This is a genomic window from Streptomyces sp. AK08-02 (assembly GCF_033795085.1).
Classification (GTDB): domain Bacteria; phylum Actinomycetota; class Actinomycetes; order Streptomycetales; family Streptomycetaceae; genus Streptomyces; species Streptomyces echiniscabiei.
Genome location: NZ_JARAZV010000003.1, coordinates 254,563 through 277,711, shown reverse-complemented (window position 1 = coordinate 277,711; position 23,149 = coordinate 254,563). Strand labels below are relative to the sequence as shown.

Annotated in this window: 19 protein-coding genes; 18 read left to right on the top strand and 1 reads right to left on the bottom strand. The window is 71.1% G+C overall.

Annotated elements, in window-relative coordinates; genetic code table 11:
• The first annotated feature begins 1 nt into the window (after nucleotide 1).
• From PV734_RS07645 to PV734_RS07570, 16 genes are all read left to right on the top strand, one after another.
• A complete protein-coding gene (locus tag PV734_RS07645; protein WP_415924173.1) occupies nucleotides 2-880 on the top strand; it encodes an ABC transporter permease in 879 nt (292 codons plus the stop codon).
• Complete coding sequence (locus PV734_RS07640) at nucleotides 877-2,415, top strand: ABC transporter ATP-binding protein (protein ID WP_319289020.1); 1,539 nt, start codon at nucleotides 877-879, stop codon at nucleotides 2,413-2,415. The genes PV734_RS07645 and PV734_RS07640 overlap by 4 nt, the downstream gene beginning before the upstream one ends.
• Before the next feature lie 1,119 nt (nucleotides 2,416-3,534).
• Nucleotides 3,535-4,107, top strand: coding sequence for a hypothetical protein (locus PV734_RS07635; protein ID WP_319289019.1), 573 nt, complete (start codon nucleotides 3,535-3,537; stop codon nucleotides 4,105-4,107).
• Between the two features lie 40 nt (nucleotides 4,108-4,147).
• Nucleotides 4,148-4,894, top strand: coding sequence for a YcnI family protein (locus PV734_RS07630; protein WP_319289018.1), 747 nt, complete (start codon nucleotides 4,148-4,150; stop codon nucleotides 4,892-4,894).
• A gap of 135 nt (nucleotides 4,895-5,029) precedes the next feature.
• Complete coding sequence (locus tag PV734_RS07625) at nucleotides 5,030-5,383, top strand: hypothetical protein (protein WP_319289017.1); 354 nt, start codon at nucleotides 5,030-5,032, stop codon at nucleotides 5,381-5,383.
• The gene (locus tag PV734_RS07620; protein ID WP_319289016.1) at nucleotides 5,383-7,698 is read left to right on the top strand and encodes a heavy metal translocating P-type ATPase; all 2,316 of its coding nucleotides are present in this window, start codon (nucleotides 5,383-5,385) and stop codon (nucleotides 7,696-7,698) included. The genes PV734_RS07625 and PV734_RS07620 overlap by 1 nt, the downstream gene beginning before the upstream one ends.
• Entirely contained in the window at nucleotides 7,695-8,234 is a 540-nt protein-coding gene (locus tag PV734_RS07615; protein WP_319289015.1) for a copper chaperone PCu(A)C, read from the top strand. Before PV734_RS07620 ends, PV734_RS07615 begins: the two co-directional genes overlap by 4 nt.
• A 134-nt stretch (nucleotides 8,235-8,368) precedes the next feature.
• Nucleotides 8,369-9,064 (top strand): hypothetical protein, encoded by a 696-nt coding sequence (locus PV734_RS07610; RefSeq protein WP_319289014.1) that lies wholly within the window; start codon nucleotides 8,369-8,371, stop codon nucleotides 9,062-9,064.
• Between the two features lie 216 nt (nucleotides 9,065-9,280).
• Nucleotides 9,281-9,889, top strand: a complete 609-nt coding sequence (locus tag PV734_RS07605; protein ID WP_319289013.1) for a sigma-70 family RNA polymerase sigma factor — start codon at nucleotides 9,281-9,283, stop codon at nucleotides 9,887-9,889.
• 273 nt (nucleotides 9,890-10,162) lie between these two features.
• Complete coding sequence (locus tag PV734_RS07600; RefSeq protein ID WP_319289012.1) at nucleotides 10,163-10,915, top strand: aspartyl/asparaginyl beta-hydroxylase domain-containing protein; 753 nt, start codon at nucleotides 10,163-10,165, stop codon at nucleotides 10,913-10,915.
• A gap of 207 nt (nucleotides 10,916-11,122) precedes the next feature.
• On the top strand, nucleotides 11,123-12,493 hold the full coding sequence (locus PV734_RS07595; protein ID WP_319289011.1) for an MFS transporter: 1,371 nt from the start codon (nucleotides 11,123-11,125) through the stop codon (nucleotides 12,491-12,493).
• A gap of 75 nt (nucleotides 12,494-12,568) precedes the next feature.
• On the top strand, nucleotides 12,569-13,687 hold the full coding sequence (locus PV734_RS07590) for a beta-ketoacyl-ACP synthase III (protein WP_319289010.1): 1,119 nt from the start codon (nucleotides 12,569-12,571) through the stop codon (nucleotides 13,685-13,687).
• Nucleotides 13,684-13,923, top strand: coding sequence for an acyl carrier protein (locus tag PV734_RS07585; RefSeq protein WP_319289009.1), 240 nt, complete (start codon nucleotides 13,684-13,686; stop codon nucleotides 13,921-13,923). The genes PV734_RS07590 and PV734_RS07585 overlap by 4 nt, the downstream gene beginning before the upstream one ends.
• A 61-nt stretch (nucleotides 13,924-13,984) precedes the next feature.
• Complete coding sequence (locus PV734_RS07580; RefSeq protein WP_319289008.1) at nucleotides 13,985-14,875, top strand: TauD/TfdA dioxygenase family protein; 891 nt, start codon at nucleotides 13,985-13,987, stop codon at nucleotides 14,873-14,875.
• Nucleotides 14,872-15,420: an FcoT family thioesterase gene (locus tag PV734_RS07575; RefSeq protein ID WP_319289007.1), complete on the top strand. Its 549-nt coding sequence runs from the start codon at nucleotides 14,872-14,874 to the stop codon at nucleotides 15,418-15,420. Before PV734_RS07580 ends, PV734_RS07575 begins: the two co-directional genes overlap by 4 nt.
• Nucleotides 15,421-15,437: 17 nt before the next feature.
• On the top strand, nucleotides 15,438-17,021 hold the full coding sequence (locus tag PV734_RS07570; protein ID WP_319289006.1) for a long-chain-fatty-acid--CoA ligase: 1,584 nt from the start codon (nucleotides 15,438-15,440) through the stop codon (nucleotides 17,019-17,021).
• A gap of 104 nt (nucleotides 17,022-17,125) precedes the next feature.
• Here PV734_RS07570 and PV734_RS07565 read toward each other — a convergent pair whose 3' ends face one another.
• The gene (locus tag PV734_RS07565) at nucleotides 17,126-18,343 is read right to left on the bottom strand and encodes an IS110 family transposase (RefSeq protein WP_415924164.1); all 1,218 of its coding nucleotides are present in this window, start codon (nucleotides 18,341-18,343) and stop codon (nucleotides 17,126-17,128) included.
• 209 nt (nucleotides 18,344-18,552) lie between these two features.
• On the opposite strand from PV734_RS07565, the gene PV734_RS07560 reads away from it, so the two are divergent.
• On the top strand, nucleotides 18,553-18,810 hold the full coding sequence (locus tag PV734_RS07560) for a phosphopantetheine-binding protein (protein ID WP_319289005.1): 258 nt from the start codon (nucleotides 18,553-18,555) through the stop codon (nucleotides 18,808-18,810).
• A complete protein-coding gene (locus PV734_RS07555; RefSeq protein WP_319289004.1) occupies nucleotides 18,797-23,128 on the top strand; it encodes an amino acid adenylation domain-containing protein in 4,332 nt (1,443 codons plus the stop codon). Before PV734_RS07560 ends, PV734_RS07555 begins: the two co-directional genes overlap by 14 nt.
• The last annotated feature ends 21 nt before the right edge of the window (nucleotides 23,129-23,149 follow it).

The following is a 23,149-nucleotide window of genomic DNA, read 5'->3' as shown; positions in this document are numbered from 1 at the left end:
GATGTCCGGCCGTGACACCGAGCCGACGGTGAAGCCGTCCCGCAGCGAGGGGAGGCCGACGACGAAGACATCCCGGACGAGGATCGCCCTGCGCGTCCTGCCGGCGATCCTCTTGACCGGCCTCGCCCTGATCGGCCCCTGGATCGCCCCGCACGCCGTGGACATCCCGGTGACCGTGCCCTACGCGGAACCCGGCGCGGACGGCACCCTGCTCGGCGGCGACCAACTGGGCCGCGACGTGCTGAGCCGGCTGCTGGCCGGCGGACGCGACCTCGTCCTGTCCTCCCTGCTCGTCGCGGCCCTGGTCACGGGCACAGCCGCGCTCCTCGGAGCGATCGGCGCCGTACGCCCGCTCGTCGGACGGCTCGTGGAACGGACCGCCGACCTGATGATGCTGCTCCCGGCCGTCCTCGGCATCCTCCTCGTCACCCTGTCCTGGCCCGACGGCGGCCGGCTCGCCGTCATCGCCGCGGCCGTCGTCCTCGGTGTGCCCTACGCGGTCCGGCTCGCGGCGAGTGCGGCGGCCCCCATCGCCGAGACCGGGTACGTCGAGGCGGCGGCAGCGGGCGGCGAACGCCTCTGGTACCTCGTCGTCCGAGAGATCCTGCCCAACCTGCGCGCCACCCTGCTCGCCCTGTTCGGGCTGCGCTTCGTCGCCGCCGTGTACCTCGTCGCCACGGCCGGCTTCCTCCAGGTCGGCCCTCAACCCCCGGCCGCCGACTGGGCGTTGATGATCCGCGAGAACTCCCCCGGCATCCTCCTCAACCCGTGGTCCGTGGTCGCCCCCAGCATCGCCGTCGCCCTCCTCGCCCTCAGCGTCAACCTCGCGACCGCCGCCCTCGCCCCCCAGACCGGCCGGAAGGCGGTGACCGTCCTGTGAGCCACACGCCCGACCGGTACGCGAAGCCCGAGAACCCGCCGAGCGACACACCCGCCGTCCGGGTCACCGACCTGACGGTGACCGCGCCGGACGGCCGCCTCCTGCTGAGCGACGCGTCCCTGACCGCACGCCCCGGCCGACTGGTCGCCCTGACCGGCCCCTCGGGCGTCGGCAAGACGACCCTGCTGCGCGCGCTGACCGGCCTCCTGCCCCCCGGAACGACACGCACCGCCGGCCACGTCGACGTCCTCGGCCACGACGTCTTCGCCCTCTCCGACCCGGAACTGCGGGCCCTGCGCGGCACCCGGCTCGCCTACGTCGGCCAGGACCCCGGCTCCGGCCTCAACCCCCGCATGCGCGTCCGCAGCCTCGTCCGCGAACTCGCCGCAGACCGCAGCGCGGAGGCAGTCGCTGCACTCCTCGCCGAGGTCCGACTCCCCGACGACGAGGGCCGCCTGGCCGCCCGCCGCCCCGGCGCCCTCTCCGGCGGACAGCAGCGCCGCGTCGCCCTCGCCCGAGCCCTGGCCCGCCGCCCCGACATCCTCCTCCTGGACGAGCCGACCGCCGGCCTCCATCCCGAACTGCGCGACGAGATCGGCCAGTTGCTGCAGCACCTCGCCCGAGAACACCACCTCGCCGTCGTGTTCGCCTGCCACGACCCCGCTGTGGTCGAGCGGTTCGCCGACGACGTCGTGCAACTCGGCGTCCGTCTGCCCCCGCCGATGCGTACGCCCGCCGTACGGGCCTCAGTCGCCCTGACGGCTGAGGGGAGCAGTGCACCCGCCCTCGAAGTACGGGACCTGCACGTGAGTTTCCGTGGAACACCCGCCCTCACCGGCGTCGGCCTCACCGTCACCGCCGGCTCCGCGGCCGGCATCGTCGGCGTCTCCGGCTCCGGCAAGACCACGCTCGTCCGCACCGTCGTAGGACTCCAGCGCAGCACCTCCGGCACGATCCACCTGTCCGGCACGCCTCTGAGCACCGGCCTGCGCGGACGCACCCGTGCACAGCGCCGCCGACTGCAGCTCGTCACCCAGAACCCGCTCGGCGCGCTGAACCCGAGCCACACCGTCGGCGCCGCCGTGGGCCGCCCACTGCGGCTGCACCGCCGCTGCGCATCCAGGGACGTCGGCGAACGAGTAGCCGACCTCCTGGAACAGGTCGGTCTGCCGCCCGCCTTCACCGCCCGCTACCCACACGAGTTGTCCGGCGGGCAGCGCCAGCGCGTCGCCATCGCGCGAGCACTCGCCGCCGAACCGGAGGTACTGATCTGCGACGAAATCACCTCCGCACTCGACCCCGACACAGGCCACGCGATCATGGACCTCCTCACCGACCTGCGCGAGCGGCGCGGCACGACCCTCGTCCTCATCAGCCACGACCTGCCCCTCATCGCCGACCGCACGGACACCGTCACCGTCCTGGAGGCGGGCCGCGTCGTCGAGGCCGGCCACACGGCCGACCTCTTCACCGACCCGCAGCACGCGGTGACACAGGCACTGCTGGGCATGTCCGCGCCTGCCGCGAGGCACTGACTGTGAGTCGCGTGCACTGCCAGCGGCGACCGCAGATGATGAAGCCCTGGCTGGCAGACTTCTGCGGACTCGCTGAGTAAGGTCGAACTCGCAGGGCCGCCACTGGCAGAGACGGCGCTAGTCGGTAGGACGCCCTCTGCGGGCCGATCAGGTACTCGTACTGAATGGCGACCTGGTCGAAGATGGTCACCAGCATTCGCATCTCTGGACAGGGCGGGGCGGGGTGTGAGAAACCCAGCCTGGCGCGAAGCATCGCGACGGTCGACGCGAGGGTCAGGGTGGGCCAAGTCAGTGGCTGGAAGGTGAGGTTGAACCGGGCTGGGTCGTAGCCGAGGTTGCCCAGCAGCAGGACGACGGACAGTACTTCCAGTACTTCGCTGCCGACCACGGCCCATTCGAGCAGGCGCAAGGAGGCGGGCCGCTCGGTGTGAAACCGTCGTCGCCCCACTCTGGCAGCCCGTCGGCCGCCAGCCGCTCGCGCGGTGCGACCCCGTCGGTCATTGAAGGCATCGGCGACCTGACACGAGGACTACGCAATAGAGCAGGCGCTTAGAAGGCGCCTGGCGAGGACATGGCTACTGTGTCTGTGACCTGCGCTTACGTGTTGCCCTGGTTGGCCGTCAGTGAATCTTCCGGCGTTTTCGGGAAGGAGCCCGTCGGCTCCGACCGCTCCTGGGCGCTTGGCTGTCCTGTGAGCGGCTCGTCTCGGTGACCGGTCCGGCGACCAGACGAACAGCGGTCACTCCGGGCCCGGGCGGTTGATCCCGGGGTGGAACACTTCGGCGAGGGTGGACGCTGAGCCGATTACACAGATCGGCGGCGCGGGTCAGGGCGGCCCGACCGGTGGCGGCGGCGGTCGCGCAGACGGCCTTTGCCGGTGCCTTGCTGTCCAGAGCGAGAGTGCCGCCGGGGGCGGCGCTGATCGCTGTGCTGTCGGAGTCGCAGGAGGCGCCTCCCGGCGCGGACCCGCCCGGAGGGGTGCATGGGCCGCCGGAACTGAACAGTGTCATTGTTCGGCTCGTATGGGTTCAGGCAGGTTCGGCCGAGTGTCGCGGGACGGAGGCGCGCATGCGGGGGTGGGGGCGGTCACCGTCCTGCCGCGTGGCAGTATCCGGTCCCATGACCGGGTCCGGGGCGGTGCGGAGTCTGCGCGCGGCGGTGTTCGCCGTGCTGTGTGTGCTGCTCGCCGCCGGTGGACATCTCCTGGCCGCGGGCGTGGCGCCGCCGGTGTGGGCCCAGGCCGCCGGGGCCGTTCCGGTCTTTCTGGTGGGGTGTCTGCTGGGTGGCAGGGAGCGTTCCCTGGGCGGCATCGTCGCCGGGACGCTCGCCTCACAGGGTGGACTTCACTTCCTCTTCCACGCCATCCGGCCGACGCATGCCGCGATGGTCATGCACGGCATGCGGATGGCTCCCACGCACGCGCTGACGCCGCACGCCACGGTTGTCCACGTGGGTGCCGCGGTCGTGCTGGCTTGGTGGTTGCGCCGCGGTGAGGCTGCCGTGTGGTCGCTGCTGCGGTGCGCGGCCACCCTGGTGCCGGGGCTCGTCGGCTGGTGGCGGGGCGGGGCCGTCCTGCCCGCCGTCCCAGAGGTCGGCCTGCCGACGGCACGTGCGGTTCCTCCACGGGTGCCGCTGCTGCGCTTCGTGGTGTGCCGTCGCGGACCGCCCGACGTGATCCCGTACGAGACGTGACCCCTTCAAAACTTCTTCCTGTACGGAGATCCACTCACTCATGTCCACGACACGCACCACCACCCTGCGCCGGGCCGGCGCCGTCACCGCTCTGACCGCCGCCGGGCTGCTGGCCGCGGCCGGCGTCGCCTCCGCGCACGTCACCGTCCACCCCGACAGCTACGCGAAGGGCGCCACCGACGGCGTCCTGACCTTCCGGGTTCCCAACGAGGAGGACACCGCGAGCACCACCAAGGTGCAGGTCTTCCTGCCCACCGACCACCCCGTCCTCGGTGTCCTTGTCTCTCCGCAGGACGGCTGGACCGCCAAGGTCACCAGCACGAAGCTGAAGACGCCGATCAAGACCGACGACGGCACCATCACCGACGCCGTCTCCGAGATCACCTGGACCGGCGGCAAGATCGGGGCAGGTCACTACGAGGACTTCAACGTCGCCTTCGGCCAGCTGCCCGACGACACCGACCAGCTCACCCTCAAGACCCTGCAGACCTACTCCGACGGCAAGACCGTCCGCTGGATCGAGGAGGCGTCGGGCGGTGAGGAGCCCGAGAACCCGGCGCCGGTCCTGAAACTGACCGCGAAGGCAGCCGACGACAGCGCCCCGGCTGCCTCGCCATCGCCGGTGAAGAGTTCTGAGAGCGTCGGGAGCACCAGGGCGAGCGCGTCGAGCAGCGACTCGACGGCCCGGGGCCTGGGTGTCGCCGGGCTCGTCGTGGGCGTGCTGGGGCTGGCCGCAGCGGCGTTTGCCGTCGTGCGTGGGCGCTCGGTGCAGGGCCGGGGCGAGTGAGGCGTTCGTCTCTGGTGTGACGTACGTCATGACTGGGTGTCGGAACTCGGCGCTGTGCCCGGCCGACTTCTGGAACGGTACGGCTTCAACTGCCGTGTTCCGTAGGACGGTTCGATGCGACCAGGAAGGTCGAGCATGGCCGAGTTCCCACAGTCTTCCCGTCTCGCAGGCGTGCTGCCCCGCAGGCTGCTGCCACCTCCCGCGCTCTGCGGCTTCCTGCTGCTGCTCGTGCTGGTGTTCTCGGTGTCGTACGCCGCCGGATCGGCTGCCGGACCGGTGGCGCCCGGTATGCACGGCACCGGGAGCACCGGGAGCACCGGGAGCACCGGGAGCACCGGGAGCACCGGGAGCACCGGGAGCACCGGGAGCACCGGGACGGGGAGCGGCGGAGGCGGCGACAGCGGGAGCGGCGGTGGCATGGAGGACATGACCGGGGCGGACGACGGGAGCACGCAGGACATGCCGGGGATGCACGGGAGTGGTGAGTGATGGCGGGCGAACCGGTGGCGAGCCTGGTCGTCACGGACATCACGGTCGGCGGGATGACCTGCGCCGCCTGCGTCCGGAGGGTGGAGAAGAAGCTTGCGAAGTTGGAGGGAGTCACGGCGACCGTCAACCTGGCGACCGGGCTCGCGCGGGTCAGCCATCCGACGAGTGTCGCGCCGGAGGACCTGGTCACGGCGGTCGAACAGGCCGGATATCAGGCCGCCCTGCCCGCGCCGCCCGCCCGCGACGACGAGCCGACGGCGGCGGGCGGCACGGACGGCGCCGAGGCCGCCGCCCGGCAGGAGCGGGAACGGCTCCTCGTCACCGCGCTGCTCTCGGTGCCGGTCCTGGTGCTGTCGATGGTGCCGGACCTGCAGTTCCGCAACTGGCAGTGGCTGTGCTTCGCCCTGGCCGCCCCGGTGGCGGTGTGGAGCGCCTGGCCGTTCCACGAACGTGCGGTACGGGGGCTGCGCCACTCCACCGCCACCATGGACACGCTCGTCTCGCTGGGCGTGGTTGCGTCCTTCTTCTGGTCGGCATACGCGCTGTTCCTCGGGGGAGCGGGCGATCCCGGGATGCGGATGCCGTTCAGTCTGCTCCCGTCCGCGTCAGACGGGACGGCGCATGTCTATCTCGAAGCTGCGGTGAGCGTGCCGCTGTTCGTGCTGACCGGGCGATTCCTGGAGGCGCGCGCACGGCGCGGCACCGGAGCGGCGCTGCGGTCGCTGGCGGAGCTGGCGGCCAAGGAGGTGTCAGTCAGGGATGAGAAGGGTGAGCGTGCCATCCCCATCGAGCAGTTGCGGGTGGGGCAGGTGTTTGTGGTGCGGCCCGGTGAGCGGGTCGCCACCGACGGGCGGGTGACGGAGGGCATTTCCGCCGTGGACCTGTCCCTGGTCACCGGGGAGAGCGATCCGGTGGAGGTGGGGCCCGGTTCGGCGCTGGTCGGCGGGGCGATCAACGCCGGCGGGCTGCTCCTCGTCCAGGCCACCGCGGTGGGTGCCGACACCCAGTTGGCGCGGATCACCCGGTTGGTGACGGATGCGCAGGCGGGCAAAGCGCGGGCGCAGCGGCTGGCCGACGCGGTGGCCGGAGTGTTCGTGCCTGTCGTCCTGAGTATCGCGGTGACGGTTCTCGGGTTCTGGCTCGGTGCCGGGGCCGATCCGCAGGCGGCGCTCACCGCCTGCGTGGCCGTACTCGTCGTGGCCTGCCCGTGCGCGCTGGGACTGGCCACGCCGACGGCGCTGATGGCCGCGACCGGGCGCGGGGCCCAGCTGGGCGTGCTGGTGAGCGGTCCGCAGACGCTGGAGGCACTCCAGCACGTGGACACGGTCGTGCTGGACAAGACCGGCACCCTGACCTCCGGCCACATGAGCGTGGCCCAGGTGACCGCGCTGCCCGGCGCGCTCGGGCAGGAGGCCGTGCTGCGGCTGGCCGGGGCGGTGGAGCAGGGGTCCGAGCATCCGATCGGCCGGGCGATCACCGCGTACGTGCGTCGCACAACTGGAGAGGAACCGCTGCCCGACGTCCGGGACTTCGTGGCCACCCCGGGGCACGGCGTCAAGGGCCGGGTGGACGGCCGGACGGTGGAGGTGGCCGTGCCGGGCGGCAAGCTGCCGCACATGCTGGCCGAGGCCCTGGCCGCCGCCGAGGCCGCCGCGCACACGCCCGTCCTGGTCCGCGTGGACGGCAGCGCCAAGGCGCTGATCGCTGTCGGCGACCTCGTACGGCCTGGCAGCTACCGGGCCGTGGAGCAGCTGAGGCGGCTCGGTGTCCGCCCGGTGCTCGCCACCGGCGACCGCGGGGCGCCCGCGCAGGCGGTGGCGGACGCCCTCGGCATCGACGAGGTGCACGCCCGCTGTTCCCCCGAGGACAAAGCCGCTCTGGTACGGCGGTTGCAGGAGGAGGGCTGCCGGGTCGCGGTGGTCGGTGACGGCGTGAACGACGCCGCCGCTCTCGCGGGCGCGGACCTGGGCATCGCCATGGGTACCGGCGCGGACGTGGCCATCGGGGCCGCCGACCTGACCCTGGTGCGCGGCGACATCGAGGCGCTCGCCGACGCGGTCCGGCTGGCCCGGCGCACCCTCGGCACGATCCGCGCCAACCTGGTGTGGGCCTTCGGCTACAACGTCGTCACCGTGCCGCTCGCCATGGTCGGGCTGCTCAACCCCATGGTCGCCGCCGCCGCGATGTCCGCCAGTTCCGTACTGGTGGTGTGCAACAGCCTGCGGCTGCGCGCCTGGCAGCCCTCGCCCGTACGAGGACACGGGCATGGCGGACAAGGTCGCGGAATGCGGTCCGGGAAGGTGAGTGTCCGATGAGGCGGACCCTGGCCCGGATATCGTCCCGGTTCGGCGACCGGCGGCGGCTGAGGGACACCGCGCTGGCCGCTCTCGCGCCCGTCGCCGCGTGCAGTGTGGCCTTGGCGGGCCTGACCGCGTGGACAGGCACGGGCAAGGCCGGCACCCCGGCGCGCGTACGTGTCACCGACGGACGCGTCCTGCTGCCGTCCGCCGGCGTGCCGGAGACCGCGGCCTTCTTCCGGATCGCCAACGAGGGCGGCTCGGCCGACCAGCTGATACGGGTCACGTCGCCCGACGCCCCCGGTGGCGTCACGCTCTCCCGGCACCGTATGAACGAGGGGAACGGGGCCTACGGGACCACGGTCGACTCCGTCACGATTCCGGCGGGCGGCAGCCTCGCCATGTCACCGACCGGGGTGGACCTCACGGTCTCCACCGGCTCGGGGAAGTGGAGTTCGGGCGACCTCGTCTCCTTCACCCTGGAGTTCCGGCGCAGCGGCCGGGTCAAGGTGCTCGCCGTCGTGGCGCGTCCCGGGACTGTCTCGTTCCAGTAGTCGTTCCGGCCGCTTATCGAGTTCCCGGACCTGCCCTGTGACGTGAGTCACTGTCTCTTCGGTGAGTCGGTGACCCGGTGTGTTTCCGTACCCCCTGACGACGATCGGACGCCGGGTGCGAGGATGAGCGCGCTATGACTGTCGGAGGGTGGTGCCGCACGCTGCGGGCCGGTGTGTTCGCCGCCGCCTGCGTGCTGTTGGCCGCCCTCGGCCACGTCACCATGTCCGGTACTCCCGTGCCCTGGTGGGCCATGGGCGCCGGTGCCGTGGCAACCGGCGCGGCGGGCTGGTTCCTGGCCGGCCGTGAGCGTGGGCCCGCGCTGATCGTCACGGTCGTGGTCGCCGCCCAGACGGTGCTCCACGAGACATTCTCCCTGGGCCAGACCCTGATACCCGGGACGACGCCCGGTCCCGGCGCCACACCGGCCGGCATGGGCACCGTGGGCGGCATGCACATGGGTTCCTCGGATGCCATGTCCATGGACGCCATGACGCACATGGCACACGGCTCGGGCGGCACGGAACACACCCACGGCATGGCCGGTACGGGTGGCAGCGCCTCGTTCGGCATGCTCGCAGCCCACCTCCTTGCCGCGGTCCTGTGCGGGCTGTGGCTCGCCTACGGCGAACGCGCCGTCTTCCGCGTCCTGCGGGCCGCGGCGGCCCGGCTGGTCGCGCCGCTGCGCATGCTGCTGGCGCTGCCTGTCGCTGCCCGACGCCCGCCCATGCGCAGGCGCCGCACCGACGCGCACCGCTCGTCACTGGCCCGCTTCCTTCTCTGTTACTCCGTCACCTCGCGGGGACCGCCCACGGGTACCGCTGTCATCTGAGACAGCCGGATCCCCCAGGGGCTCACCCGCTCCTCGCCACCATGCCGCGTTCCCGTGCGGGCCTTCTCAGGGCCGCACGTCTCCCGGCGCGGGCCGACGAGCGCGCGACGAGCCCCGGGCATCGCCGTACCCATCGCGTACGGCCGCACCCCATGTGCCGGAGAGCCGCGCCCCGTTACGGAACGTCGGCTCCGGACGACCCGCGAAGGACACCACGTGATCACTTCTGTCCTGCCCGCTCCCCGCCGGGCGGATCGCGCCGCGGCGGACGCCTCCGCCACCGCCTGGGCCCTGGCCGCCCGGAACGGCGACCCCCACGCGGCCGAGCACTTCGTCCGCGCGCTCCACGGCGACGTACTGCGTTACGTCGCCCATCTCAGCGGCGACCCCCAGGCCGCCCACGACCTGACCCAGGACACGTTCATACGCGCCCTCGACAGCCTGCCGGGATTCGAGGGACGTGCCTCGGCCCGCACCTGGCTGCTGTCCATCGCCCGCCGCGCGGTGGCCGACAGCTTCCGCCGTGCCGCGGTCCGCCCCCGGCCGGCCGACACACATGACTGGCAGTTGGCCGTGGAACGCACCCAGCCCTGCGACCTGCCCGGCTTCGACGAGGGCATCGCGCTCCTGGACCTGCTGGAGACGCTGCCCGACGAACGCCGTGAGGCGTTCGTGCTGACCCAGGTGGTGGGACTGCCCTACGACGAGGCGGCCCGTTTCATCGGCTGCCCCATCGGCACGGTCCGTTCCAGGGTGGCCCGAGCGCGGGCCACCCTGGAACGCCTGCTGCTGGAAGCAGAGACGCCCGCTGTCCAGGCGGCGTGATGTGAAGGCCGGCGGAACATGTGCGGCGCTGCTTCGAGCGGTGGCCGGGGGCGATCACGGTGGGCGGCCGGGCTAACCGGACGGACATCGCCGCGCCGCCGACGCGGGGCGCCACTGTGCCCGTCCTGTCCGCCGAACCGAGCGGAACAACCAACTCCCCTTCGCACCATGAAAGTTGACGGAAAGTCGCGGGAACTCATCCCGCCCCGCATCCGACTACTAGTGCGATGGCGCGGCCCACACGCCAGCCGCGGCACCAGTCAGGAGGCCCGTATGACGCCAGAGATAGAGGACGGCTTCGCGGCGATCAGAAGCGAGCACGGCGCGGACTCGATCAGCCGTGTGGAACGGATGCTGGAGCCCGGCGGTGGTGGGCCGCGTCACCCGCTCCAGAAGGGTGCCAAGTGGATCCTGCCGGGACTGTCGCCGACGCCGTGGCACGATCCCTACGCGTATCCCGAACTGGCGCCGGTCGTCGAGGCGCTGGAATCAGCCCATCCGGCCGTCAAGGATGAACTGGAATCGGCCTGGGCGGCCCGGCGGGAGGCGTTCTCCGACTACGAGCACTACCTGACCCGGCAGGAAGACTGGCAGGCCCTCTACCTCTACCGGGGTGGAACCCTGGTGGAGGAATCGGCCGCCACTGCATCGACCGCGTACAAGGTGCTCAAAGAGTTCGCCGTGGACACCGAGAAAATCTGCCCACTACTGGAATCCCATTTCTCCACACTGCTGCCCGGAGCTTCGATCGCCCCGCATTGCGATCTGTGGAACTTCAGCATCAACCTGCATCTCGCCGTCGACATTCCGGACGGGTGCAGCATCACTGTGGCAGACCAGACCCGCTCCTGGCAGGAAGGGCGCTGCCTGCTGTTCGACTATTCCTTCGAGCATGAGGCTCGCAATGACGGAAACCGGCCGCGGACCTGTCTGCTCGTCGACCTCTGGCATCCGGAAACAACCCTTCCGGAACGCCAGGCACTGGTTTCCCTCATCACGCAAATAAGGCATCTGATGGGGGAGTAGCGGACGCCTGAAACAGCTCAGGAAAATAGCCGGCGGTTTCGCGCTGCCGGTTCAAAGTGCTGGCCAAAATGTGAATTTATGGGCTCGGTAAGATTTTCGATTCCGGTCTTCCTCGGGGGTTCTTGTGAATGTTATCGTGACCGAAATTGATCGGCGCATTCGATATTCGCTGGCGTTTTCCGTTCAAATATGGGGAGGGATCGACTGATGCACGCCCGGCTGTCCCTGCTCGTCCTGGCCCTGGCGCAGCTCGTCATCGCGCTGGACTACAACATCGTCTACGTGGCCCTGCCCGAGATAGGCGCCGGCCTCGGTTTCTCCTCCCACGACCTGCAGTGGGTGGTGAGCGCCTACGTCGTGACGACAGGGGGCTTCCTGCTGCTGGGCGGACGGGCGGCGGACCTGCTCGGCCGTCGCCGGACGTTCGTCACGGCGGCGCTGATCTACGCGGGATCCTCACTGGTCGGGGGGGTCGCGGAGTCACCTGGAGCGTTGGTCGCCGTCCGGGCTGTTCAGGGCATCGGCGGATCGCTGCTGTTCCCGGCCACCCTCTCCCTGATCAACACGATCTACGAGGAGGGGCCCGCCCGGAACCGTGCTCTGGCGGTGTGGGGCGCGGCGGGGGCTGGCGGTCTGTGTTTCGGATCCCTGCTGGGCGGCGTGCTGGTGGAGGGGTTCGGCTGGGAGTCGGTGTTCTTCGTCAACGTCCCCGTCGCGGTGGGCATCGCCTGGGCGGGACGGGCACTGTTCCCCGCGGACGGCCCGCGGACCGCGACCCGGCGGTTCGACGTGACGGGTGCCCTGGCCGCGACCGGTGGCATCACCCTCCTGGTGTTCGTGCTGGTGCATGCCCCCGCTGCGGGCTGGACCAGTACGCCCACCCTGGTGAGCGCCGGTCTCGCGGTCACCCTGCTGGCCTGCTTCGCCGTCGTCGAGACGCGCTCGCGCGACCCGCTGGTACCGGCGAGGCTGTTCGCCCACCGCGGCCTGGTCGCCGCGATGGCCGTCACCGCGCTCTACAGCGCCACCTTCAGCGCGCTGCCGTACTTCCTGACCCTCTACTTCCAGACCGTGCGCGGCTACAGCGCGTTCGCGACCGGTCTCGCCTTCCTCGTCCCGGCGGTGGTGACCGCGATCGGGACCCAGGTCGGTGAACGGGCGGTGGCGCTGTTCGGTGTGCGCCGCATGCTGGTCGGCGGCATGGCGCTGGGCGCGGCCGGAGCCGTGGCGCTCGGGCTCGCCCTTTCCGAGGGGGGCTCGTACCCGTTGCTGCTGCCCGGGATCGTGCTGTTGGGCCTCGGACAGGGGGCCGCGTGGACCGGTATGTGGATCGTCGCCGCGTCCGGGGTGGCGCCGGAGGACCAGGGGGTGGCGTCCGGGCTGGCCTCCACCAGCCTCCAGGTGGGCGGAGCGGTGGGCCTCGCCCTGCTGGTGGCGCTCGCGGGCGGGGTGGGACAGGGACCGCCGGGTGACGCGCTGCTGAGCGGGATCCGGGTCGCGGTGTTCGCGATAGCGGCCGGTATCGGCTGCGGCGTGCTGCTGACCTCCGCCCTGCGCAGAACGGCCGTGGCCGCATAGGCCGAGGGCGACCCTTCGACAGCTCCGGGCCGTACGGCCCGACGTCCGCGTACCGCACACTTGAGGAGAGCCGCCGTGCCCGTACACACATCCAGATCGCCCGTCCCGGCCGCCGTTCTGTGCGGAGTGGCCGGATGGGTGCCGCCCCGCGTGGTCACCAACGACGAACTCGCCGAGCGGCTGGACACCGACGACGCCTGGATCCGCACCCGTACGGGCATCCGCCGCCGCCATGTCGCCGAGCCCGGCCAGGCCACCTCCGACCTGGCTGTCGAGGCAGGGCGTCTGGCCCTGCGCAACGCCGGACTCGAACTGGCCGGCACGGATTCCGCGGGGACGGATCCGGTCGACGCGGTGATCGTCACCACGACCACCCCCGACCGCCCCTGCCCGGCCACCGCGCCCGCGGTCGCCGCGCGGCTCGGCCTGAACCGGGTGGCGGCCTTCGATGTCGGCGCGGTGTGCACCGGATTCGTGTACGGACTCGCCACGGCGGCCGGGCTGATCGCCTCCGGTGTCGCGGCGAGGGTCCTGCTGATCGGCGCCGACACCTACTCCACGATCGTGGACCCCCTCGACCGGGCCAACGCGATCATCTTCGGCGACGGCGCCGGAGCCGTCGTCCTTCGAGCCGGGCATTCCGACGAACCCGGCGCCGTCGGCCACTTCGACCTCGGCAGTGACGGCACACACGAGGACCTGATCACGGTCGCCGCCGGGGGCTCCCGGCAGCGCTCCACCGACGGTGAACCCAGCCACGGCGAACGGCACTTCGCGATGCGCGGCAACGAGGTCTACCGGCACGCGGTGACCCGTATGGCCGAGTCCGCCCGCGCCACCCTGTCCGGTGCCGGCTGGAAGACCGACGACGTCGACCACTTCGTGCCCCACCAGGCCAACCTGCGCATCCTGCACTCCGTCGCCGACGACCTCGGCCTGCCCCGGGAGCGCTGCTTCGCCAACGTCGACGCCGTGGGCAACACCGGCGCCGCCTCCATCCCGCTCGCCCTGGCCGACGCCGCCGCCCGGCGCGTGGTCCGCCCCGGCGACCGGCTCCTGCTCACCGCCTTCGGCGGCGGACTCACCTGGGGCTCCTGCGTGCTGACCTGGCCCGAACTGCCGCCGCCCACCCGGCCCTACGACCCCTACGACCCCCTCGTCCCGCATGGCACAGGAGAGGACACCCCGTCATGAGCGCCACCACCTACGACCACCTGGTCGAGATCGTCACGAGACTCCACGGCACCCCGGCCGACAGTTTCACCCCCGAGGCGACCTTCGCCGACCTGGACGTCGACTCGCTGACGATGGTCGAGATCAGCATCCGCATCGAGCGGGACCTCGGCGTCACCGTCCACGACAGCGAGCTGAGCCCCACCCTCACCCTCGCGAGCGCCGCGGAACTGATCGACGCCAAACAGCCCGCCTAACCCCCTCAACTCCCCTACCCCCCCAACTCCCCACGACCACCCACCCGGAGGGCAACCCCACATGAAGATCACCGAACAGCCCGGCTCGTTCCTCGGCGCGAGCGTCGAGGACTTCGACCACACCACGGCCTCCGCCGCCGACATCGAGACGCTTCTGCAGACCGTCTACACGAAGAAGATCGCGGTCCTGAAGGGTCAGGATCTGACCCCCGAGCAGTTCCTCGCCCTCGGCAAGCGGCTCGGCCGCCCCGAGGTGTACTACGAGCCGATGTACAAGCACCCGGAGGTCCCGGAGATATTCGTCTCCTCCAACGTCCCGGAGAACGGCAAGCAGATAGGCGTGCCGAAGACCGGCAAGTTCTGGCACGCGGACTACCAGTTCATGCCGGACCCCTTCGGCATCACCCTCATCTACCCGCAGGTCATTCCGGAGAAGAACCGCGGCACGTACTTCATCGACATGGGCCGGGCTTACGAGAGGCTGCCCGCCGAGCTGAAGAAGGAGATCAACGACACCTTCTGCCGGCACTCCGTCCGCAAGTACTTCAAGATCCGCCCGCACGACGTCTACCGCCCGATCTCCGAGATCATCGAGGAGGTCGAGACGAAGACCCCGGCCGTCGTGCAGCCGACCACCTTCACCCACCCCTTCACCGGCGAGACGGTCCTCTACATCAGTGAGGGCTTCACCGTCGGCATCGAGGACGCGGACGGCAACCCGCTCGACGACGAGCTGTTGAAGCGGCTGTTCGACGCCACTGGCCAGCTCGACGAGAGCTTCGAGCACGAGAACATCCACCTGCAGAGCTTCGAGAAGGGCGACCTGCTGGTCTGGGACAACCGCAGCCTCATCCACCGCGCCCGGCACACCACCACCCCGGAGCCGACCGTCTCGTACCGCGTCACCGTGCACGACGAGCGCAAGCTGCACGACGGGATACCGGCCGCGTGACCGCGCCCGCCGCCGACCGTGCCGAGGCCCCGCCGCAGCGCTCGTACCCCACGGACGAGGAACTGCTGGCCCGGGTGCTCGTGCCCTACAAGGCGCACTGCAAGTACCTGAAGACCGCCCTTGTCACCGCCGAAGCCGGACTCTCCTCGGCGCGCTGCGAGTTCGCGATCCCGGAGTCCTGCTACATCGACGACACCGGCCACCTGAACTCGGTCGAGGTCAACATCGCCTACAACCAGATGATGTACTACCTGGTCGCGAAGTCGGTGAAGGAAGGACTCCTGACGGGGTTCGAGAGCTGGACCCTGGACGACTTCTGGCGCCACCAGCTCCCGGACATCCTCATCGCCCGCTTCGCCGGTAACTTCCGCCGCCCGGTCAACCCCCGTGACTTCTCCGGGGAGATGGCCTTCCGTTCCGTCAGCCGGCGCGCCCCTGGTGGCGGCAGCCCGTTCCTGCACGCCGAGACGTCGTACCGCTACTGGGATGCCGACGGCGGCCGGTGCGACGGCGAGGCTGTCCTCGCGTTCGTCAACATCCCCTGATCACCGAAGGACTGCCCATGGAGACGTCCACGGCGACACCGCCGGCGAACGGCACGGTCCACCCTCCCGGACCGCGCACTCTCGCCCAGACCACCGCGTTCCACGCCGAGCACCGGCCGGACACCCTCGCGGTGATCTGCGAGGGCCGCACCCTCACCTACGCGGACCTGCACCGCGAGAGCGACCGCGTCGCCCACGCCCTGCGTGCCGCCGGACTCGCGCCGGGCGACCGGGTGGCCTACCTCGGCAAGGAGTCCGAGCACTACTACGAGATCCTCTTCGGCTGCGCCAAGAGCGGCACGGTCCTGGTGCCGGTCAACTGGCGGCTGACCGCGCCCGAGGTGAGCCACATCCTCCAGGACTCCGGCACCCGGCTGCTGTTCCTGGAGGACGAGTTCACGCCGATCGTCGAGGGCATGGCCACCGCACCGCCCGAGACGGTCGTACGCCTCAGCGACATCGAGGCACGGAAAGCCGAACACACGTCGGTGCAGACGGAGTTCGAGGCCACCCCCGACACTCCGTTCGCCCAGCTCTACACCAGCGGCACCACCGGCCTGCCCAAGGGTGTCGTCCTCGCCCACCGCAGTTTCTTCGCGATCCGTGACGCGCTGGCGAGCGAGGGCCTCGACTGGATCGACTGGCGGCCCGGGGACATCGCCCTCGTCGGCATCCCCGGGTTCCACATCGGCGGCCTGTGGTGGGCCACCCAGAACTTCAACGCCGGTACGACCGTCGTGGCGATGCGCGCCTTCGCCGCCCGCCGGGCCGTGGACCTCATCCGCGACCTCGGCATCACCACCGCGTGTGTCGTCCCGGCCATGCTCCGCATGATGCTGACCGAACCCGGAGTCAGCGCCAAGGACTTCGCCACGCTCCGTAAGACGGTCTACGGCGGCTCTCCGATCTCCGAGGCCCTGCTGGAGGAGAGTCTCGCGGTCCTGGACTGCGAGTTCGCCCAGATCTACGGCCTGACCGAGACCGGCAACACCGCCGTCTGCCTCCCCCCGGCCGCCCACGTCCCCGGCGGCTCCCTCATGCAGGCCGCCGGACATCCCTACCCGGGTGTCCGTGCCAAGGTGATCGACGGCAAAGGCCGCGAGCTGCCCCCGGGCGCGGTCGGAGAGGTCTGCCTGCACACCCCGGCCCGGATGATCGAGTACTGGGGGCTGCCCGAAAAGACCGCCGAGACCCTCGTCGACGGCTGGATCCACACCGGAGACGCCGGATACGTCGACGAGGACGGCTACGTCTTCATCCGCGACCGCATCAAGGACGCGATCCTCGTCGCAGGCGAGAACGTCTACCCGGCCGAGATCGAGAACGTCCTCGAAGGCCACCCCGGAGTCGCCGAGGCCGTCGTCGTCGGCGCCCCCGACGAACGCTGGGGCGAGTACGTACACGCCTTCATCGTCCCGGACCCCGAACAACAGCCCACCCCCAGGGACCTGCACACCTACCTCGTCCCGCAGTTGGCGAGCTTCAAGCTGCCTGCCCGCTACGAGTTCATCGACAGCGTCCCGCGCAACCCCAGCGGCAAGATCCTGCGCCGCGAACTGCGTGACCGCTTCTGGAACGACTCCGCCCGCAAGGTCAACTGACCTCTTCGGCGGTGCCGTTCCCGCGCAGAAGGCGTGTCACCGGGCCGCCCTCGAACCGCACACCACCGGACGAGCCATCGAGAGAGAACTTCCCAATGACGTTGTCAAGCCGTTGCCGTGACTGGTGGTGTGGCTTGGTAGCACGCTCCGTCGCGGATCATGGCCCACAGGACGTTGACCCGGCGGCGGGCGAGCGCCAGCAGCGCCTGTTTGTGCCCCTTTCCCTCGGTCCGCTTGCGCTCGTAGAACTGTTTCGAGGCGGGACAGTTCCGCAGGCTGGCGAAGGCCGAGAGGTAGAAGGCGCGGAGCAGGCCGCGGTGGTAGCGGCGTGGGCGGCGGAGGTTGCCGCTGACGCGTCCGGAGTCGCGGGGGACGGGTGCGAGGCCGGCGTAGCCGGCCAGGCGGTCGGCGGTGCCGAAGGTATCCATGTCGCCGCCGGTCGCAGCGAGGAACTCCGCGCTCAGCATGGTGCCCATGCCAGGCAGGCTCTGAATCACCTCGGCACTCGGGTGCTCGCGAAACCGAGCCTCGATAGGGGCTTCGAGCTCGGCGATCTCCTCATCGAGGGCCATCACCCCCTTCGCCAGACGGGCCACCATGGTGGCCGCGAGTTTCTCGCCGGGCAGTGCGGTGAACTGGGCCGCGGCGGCCTCCACAACGGTCCGGGCCAGGGCCGCGCTGTTGCGGACCTTGCGGTTCTTCAGCCACGTCGCGATCCGGGAGACACCGGCGCGACGGAGCGCGGCCGGGGCCTGGTAGCCGGTCAACAACAGGACCGGCCCCTTCTTCGTCAGGTCCAACGCGCGTTCCAACGCGGGGAAGATTTCCAGGAGTTGGGCGCGCAGCCGGTTGATCTGCCGGGTCCGGTCGCAGACCAGATCGGTGCGGCGGGTGACCAGAGTGCGCAGGTCGACCGATATCTCGTCGCCGGGCCGCAGGACACCGAGGTCGGTGCGCATGCGGGCCTGGTCAGCAATGACAAAGGCGTCCTTCGCGTCGGTCTTGGCCTGGCCCCGGTAGCCGGCCGATGCGCGGTGGATGGCCAGGCCGGTGATGTAGGTGACGTGCTGGTCGTGGCTGACCAGCAGACCGAGCAGGAGCGCGGCCCCGCCGTGGTTGATGTCCACCGCCCACAGCACACCCCGCGACAGCTCCAGCACGTCAGCGATGAGCTGGAGCAGTTCAGCCTCGTCGTTCAGAATCCGACGCGACAGCAGCCGCTTGCCCTGGGCGTCGATCACCACGCAGTGGTGATGTTCCTTGCCGATGTCCACTCCGGCCCAGATCTCGGGCACGGCCACCTCCGTCAGCTCGTCGTACATGAACCCAGCAGACGACCTCGCCGACGTTGTCCTACAAAGCGATCGCGTCGCGTCTCCCAATTAGCGGTCGAGTCGTCGCGGGGTTCCGGGTGGCCAAGTTCTCTGAGCCATCCAGCGGCGACTCCATGACAGCCATACCCGGAACCCCTGGGCCCCGCCGATCGTACGAATGACCAGCTCAGGCCCACATCAAGAAAGGTAGGACCCCCATGCCAGAACCCCTCACCCTGGATGCCTTCCGCGCGGACCTGGCCGAGTGCCTGTTCCTGCGGCCCGACGAAGTCGATCTGGAGGAGAGCCCGCTGGACGCGGGGCTTGACTCCCTGCGCATCGTCACCCTGGTGGAGCGCTGGCAGGCCGCCGGCGCGGACGTGAGCTTCGTCGACCTCGCCGAGCGCACCTCCTTCGCCCAGTGGTGGCAGCTGCTGCAGGAACGCGGGAAGGGAGCAGCCCGTGCCGACGTCTGACAGCGTGTCGGCGGCCGGGCGTCATCCGCTGCTGGCCGCCCAGGAGGGTATCTGGACCGGCCAGCAGCTCGACGCGGACAGCCCCGCCTACAACACCGCCGAATACGTGCGTATCGACGGCCCGGTGGACACGGCCGTCCTCGACACCGCCCTGCACCACGTGGTTGCCGGGACCGAGGCCCTCAACGTCACCTTCGTCACCGACGACACCGGCCGCCCCTGGCAGGTCGACACCCCGGCCGGTGACTGGTGCACCCACATCGCCGACCTCACCGCCGAGCCCGACCCGCAGGCCGCCGCCCTGGCTTGGATGGACCAGGACATGGCCCGTCCCGTCGACCTCACCCGCGGCCCGGTCTTCGGCCACGCCCTGCTCAGGACCGGGCGGGAGCAGTACCTGTGGTACCACAGGGTCCACCACATCGCCCTCGACGGCTTCGGCCTCTCCCTCGTCGCCCGGCGCGTGGCTCAGGTCTACACGGCCCTCACGGCCGGTGAGCCCGTCCCCGACAGCGGCTTCGGCACGCTGGAGTCCGTCCGTGCCGAAGAACTGGCCTACCGAGAGTCCGCCCGGCACACCAAGGACCGCGCCTACTGGACCGACCGGTACGCCGACCGCCCGCCGGTGGCCAGCCCGGCCGGCCGCTCCGCCCTGCCCGCCCGTACCTTCCACCGCCACGTCACCGACCTCGACGCGGCCCGGGCGGCCATCCTGCGTACGGTCGCCCGCGAGCTGTCGGTGACCTGGTCCGAGGTGGTGCTCGCGGTGACCGCCGCCCATCTCCAATGGGCCACCGGTGCCCCGGAGATCGTGCTGAGTCTGCCGGCTATGGGCCGCCTGGGCTCGGTGTCCCTGCGGGTCCCCTGCATGGTGCGCAACATCCTGCCCCTGCGCGTGCCCGTCACCCCCGACGACACCCTGCGCGACCTCGCCACCCGCGTCTTCCGTGAACTGCGCGCCGGGCTGCCCCACCAGCGCTACCGCTACGAGCAGTTGCGCCGCGACCTGAAGCTGGTGGGCGGTCAGCGGCGGTTGTCCGGGCCCGGTGTGAACATCATGCCGTTCGCGTACGACCTGCGGTTTGCCGGTCACCGCAGCACCGTCCACAACGTGTCCGCGGGACCGGTCGACGACCTGGCCGTCAACGTCTACGACCGCGGCGACGGCACCGGCCTGCGCGTCGCCCTGGACGCCAACCCCGACCTGTACACCGCGAGCGAGGCGGCCGGCCTTCAGGAGGACCTGCTGGCTCTCCTCGACAGCGCGGTCACTGCCCCGGACCGGCCGCTGCGGGAGCTGGCAGGCGCCCCCGCCGCCACGTCCATCCCGATTCTGGACGGGGGCCCGCTGCCCGCCCCCGCCCGCCCGGTGCTGAGCCTGATCGCCGACCACGCCGCCCGTCGGGGCACCGCCGTCGCCGTGGAGCACGCCGGGGACAGCATCACGTACGCACAGCTCTTCGGCGCCGCACGCGACACCGCCCGCCGCCTGGCCGCTCACGGAGTCGGCGCAGGTGACGTGGTGGCGGTGGCCCTGCCCCGGGGCATCGACGCCGTCACCGCCATCCTCGGCGTCCTGCTGTCGGGCGCCGCCTACTGCCCCCTCGACCCGAAAGCCCCCGCCGACCGCACGGCACACCTCCTGACGGACGCCGCTCCGGCGCTCGTGGTGACGACCGGCGACCACGCGGACGACTTCGCGGACCACGCCCTACTCCTGCTGGACCGGCCGGACCCCGGTCCCGACATCACTGTCACCCCCTCGGCGCCACAGCTCACGGACCTCGCGTACGTGCTGCACACCTCGGGCTCCACCGGCCGCCCCAAGGGTGTCGAGATCGGCCACGACGCGCTGGCCCACTTCGTCGCGGCGGCCACACACCGCTACGGCATCCAACAGGGCGACCGCGTCCTGCAGTTCGCCCCGCTGCACTTCGACGCCAGTGTGGAGGAGCTCTTCCTCACCCTGTGCGCCGGCGGCACGCTGGTGATCCGCGCCGACGACATGACCGAATCGGTACCGCACTTCCTGGACGAGTGCGCCCGTCTGCGCGCGAGCGTGCTGGACCTGCCCACCGCCTACTGGCACGAGGTGGCCTACGCGGTCTCCACCGGCGCCGCCGTGCTGCCCGAGGGCGTGCGGACCGTCGTCATCGGCGGTGAGGCCGCTCTGCCCGAACGGGTCGACCGCTGGCGCAAGGCCGTCGGCACCTCGGTCGTGCTGCTGAACACCTACGGGCCCACCGAGGCCACCGTGGTCGCCACCGTCGCCGACCTGCACGACCCCGCGCTCGCCCCCGGTGACGTCCCTATCGGCCTGCCGCTGCCCGGCACCAGGGCCGCCATCGTCGACGGCGAGCTGTACCTGCTGGGCGACGCCCTGGCTCGTGGCTACCGGGGAGACGTGCCGGACAGCTCCCGTTTCGCTCCGCTCACCGCCCTTCCCGGCGCACCCCGCGCCTACCGCACCGGTGACCTGGTGGGCGTCGGCGAGGACGGGCAACTGCGCTTCCTGGGGCGGGCGGACGACGAGTTCAAGATCAGCGGCCACCGTGTCCAGCCCGCCGAGGTCGAGAGCGCCCTGCTCACCCACCCCGGCATCCGGGAGGCCGCCGTCGTGGGACAGACCCTCGCCGACGGCACCCGGCGCCTGGTCGCCCACCTCGTCGCAGAGACTGCGGCGCCGGCTCCGGCGCTGTCGTCGGCCCACGTCAGGGAACATCTGCGGGCCAGGCTGCCCGCCGCGATGATCCCCTCCGGAGTCGAACTCCTCGACCGGCTGCCCCGCACCAGCTCCGGCAAGATCGACCGGGCCACCCTGAGCGAGTCGTCGGCGCACGAGGCCCCGACCACCGGGAGCGTCCTGGAGCGGACGATCACGGGCATCTGGCGGAAGCTCCTAGGCGCCGACACCGTCACCGTGTACGACGACGTGTTCGACCTGGGTGCCCAGTCCCTTCAGGCCATCCAGGCCGCCAACCGGCTCGGCGTCGAACTCGGCCGCGAAGTGAAGGTCGCCTGGCTGTTCCAGCACCCCACGGCCGCGGCGCTGGCGCACTTCCTCGGGGAGGGGGCCGGGCTGCCGTCCGCACCTGCCGGACTCCCGCCGACGCTCCTCGCCGACGCCGTCCTCGCCCCGGGTGTCCGGCCCGGCACCAGCCGCACTCCAGACGACACGCCCTGCCGCATCCTCCTCACCGGCGCGACCGGCTTCGTAGGCACTCACCTGCTGGCGCAACTCCTGACGAGCACGGCGGCCGAGATCGTCTGCACGGTACGGGCTCGCGACCGGGCCGAGGCCACCGCCCGCGTCCACCGTGCCCTCGACCAGCACGGCATCACCCTCGACGAGCGGACGCGCCACCGCGTCACCGCCCTTCCCGCAGACCTCGCCCGCCCCGACCTCGGCCTGACCCGTGACGCGCTCGCCGATCTCGCCGCGACCTGTGACGCGATCTTCCACAACGCCGCGACCGTCAGCATCATGCGCGACTACGCCACCCTGCGCGCCGTCAACACCGAGTCCACCCGCCACCTGCTGCGCCTGGCCGCCGTCCGCACGACACCCCTCCACTACGTCTCCACCCTGTCCGTGGCCCCGCCCGCGAGCCACAGCCCCGAGGTGCCGGAGGCGTTCCTGCCGCCGCACGACGGCCTGCGCTACGGCTACCAGCAGTCGAAATGGGCCTCCGAACGCCTGCTGGAGCAGGCGGCCGAGCGGGGCCTGCCGGTCACCGTGCACCGGCTGGGCCGGGTGGTCGGGTCGTCGGGCACGGGGTACGTCAACGAGCGTGACTTCCTGTGGAGCGTGCTGCGGGCAGGCATCCCGGCCGGGATCGTCCCGGACCTCTTCGAGGACGAGGTGTGGACCCCGGTGGACTTCGTGGCTCGCTGCCTCGTCCACCTCTGCCTCACCGGTGCCCACACCACCGGTCCGGTCTTCCACCACGCGACCCTGCCCCGGGTGCGGCTCGGGGACGTCTACGACTGGGTGGAGGAGTACGGCTATCCCGTACGGAGGCTGCCGCTGGCGCGGTGGCGGGAGGAACTGCCCCGCTCGGCCGACGTTGCCACCACGACGCTGGCCTTCTTCGAGTCCACCGAGTCCGACGAGCTCTCGGAGGGGGTCGCTCCGGCCGACCTGCGCCTCGGTCACGTCCACGCCGGGAACGTCCGTGCCGGCCTGGAGGGCAGCGGCATCACCTGCCCGCCCGTCGACCGCGACCTGCTCTTCGGCTATCTGGACCACTGCGTCACGGCGGGTGTGCTGCCCACCCCGGCCGGACGGCAGCCCCACCCGGCAACCTCCGGAAAATAAAAGCGACTTGCCGGGAACTCA

What these genes read in the sequence shown, in the direction of transcription:
- PV734_RS07645 (WP_415924173.1), top strand. Translation starts at nt 2, where the DNA reads ATGTCCGGCCGTGACACCGAGCCGACGGTGAAGCCGTCCCGCAGCGAG.
- PV734_RS07635 (WP_319289019.1), top strand. Translation starts at nt 3,535, where the DNA reads ATGACCGGGTCCGGGGCGGTGCGGAGTCTGCGCGCGGCGGTGTTCGCC.
- PV734_RS07630 (WP_319289018.1), top strand. Translation starts at nt 4,148, where the DNA reads ATGTCCACGACACGCACCACCACCCTGCGCCGGGCCGGCGCCGTCACC.
- PV734_RS07625 (WP_319289017.1), top strand. Translation starts at nt 5,030, where the DNA reads ATGGCCGAGTTCCCACAGTCTTCCCGTCTCGCAGGCGTGCTGCCCCGC.
- PV734_RS07620 (WP_319289016.1), top strand. Translation starts at nt 5,383, where the DNA reads ATGGCGGGCGAACCGGTGGCGAGCCTGGTCGTCACGGACATCACGGTC.
- PV734_RS07615 (WP_319289015.1), top strand. Translation starts at nt 7,695, where the DNA reads ATGAGGCGGACCCTGGCCCGGATATCGTCCCGGTTCGGCGACCGGCGG.
- PV734_RS07610 (WP_319289014.1), top strand. Translation starts at nt 8,369, where the DNA reads ATGACTGTCGGAGGGTGGTGCCGCACGCTGCGGGCCGGTGTGTTCGCC.
- PV734_RS07600 (WP_319289012.1), top strand. Translation starts at nt 10,163, where the DNA reads ATGACGCCAGAGATAGAGGACGGCTTCGCGGCGATCAGAAGCGAGCAC.
- PV734_RS07595 (WP_319289011.1), top strand. Translation starts at nt 11,123, where the DNA reads ATGCACGCCCGGCTGTCCCTGCTCGTCCTGGCCCTGGCGCAGCTCGTC.
- PV734_RS07585 (WP_319289009.1), top strand. Translation starts at nt 13,684, where the DNA reads ATGAGCGCCACCACCTACGACCACCTGGTCGAGATCGTCACGAGACTC.
- PV734_RS07580 (WP_319289008.1), top strand. Translation starts at nt 13,985, where the DNA reads ATGAAGATCACCGAACAGCCCGGCTCGTTCCTCGGCGCGAGCGTCGAG.
- PV734_RS07570 (WP_319289006.1), top strand. Translation starts at nt 15,438, where the DNA reads ATGGAGACGTCCACGGCGACACCGCCGGCGAACGGCACGGTCCACCCT.
- PV734_RS07565 (WP_415924164.1), bottom strand. Translation starts at nt 18,343, where the DNA reads ATGTACGACGAGCTGACGGAGGTGGCCGTGCCCGAGATCTGGGCCGGA.
- PV734_RS07560 (WP_319289005.1), top strand. Translation starts at nt 18,553, where the DNA reads ATGCCAGAACCCCTCACCCTGGATGCCTTCCGCGCGGACCTGGCCGAG.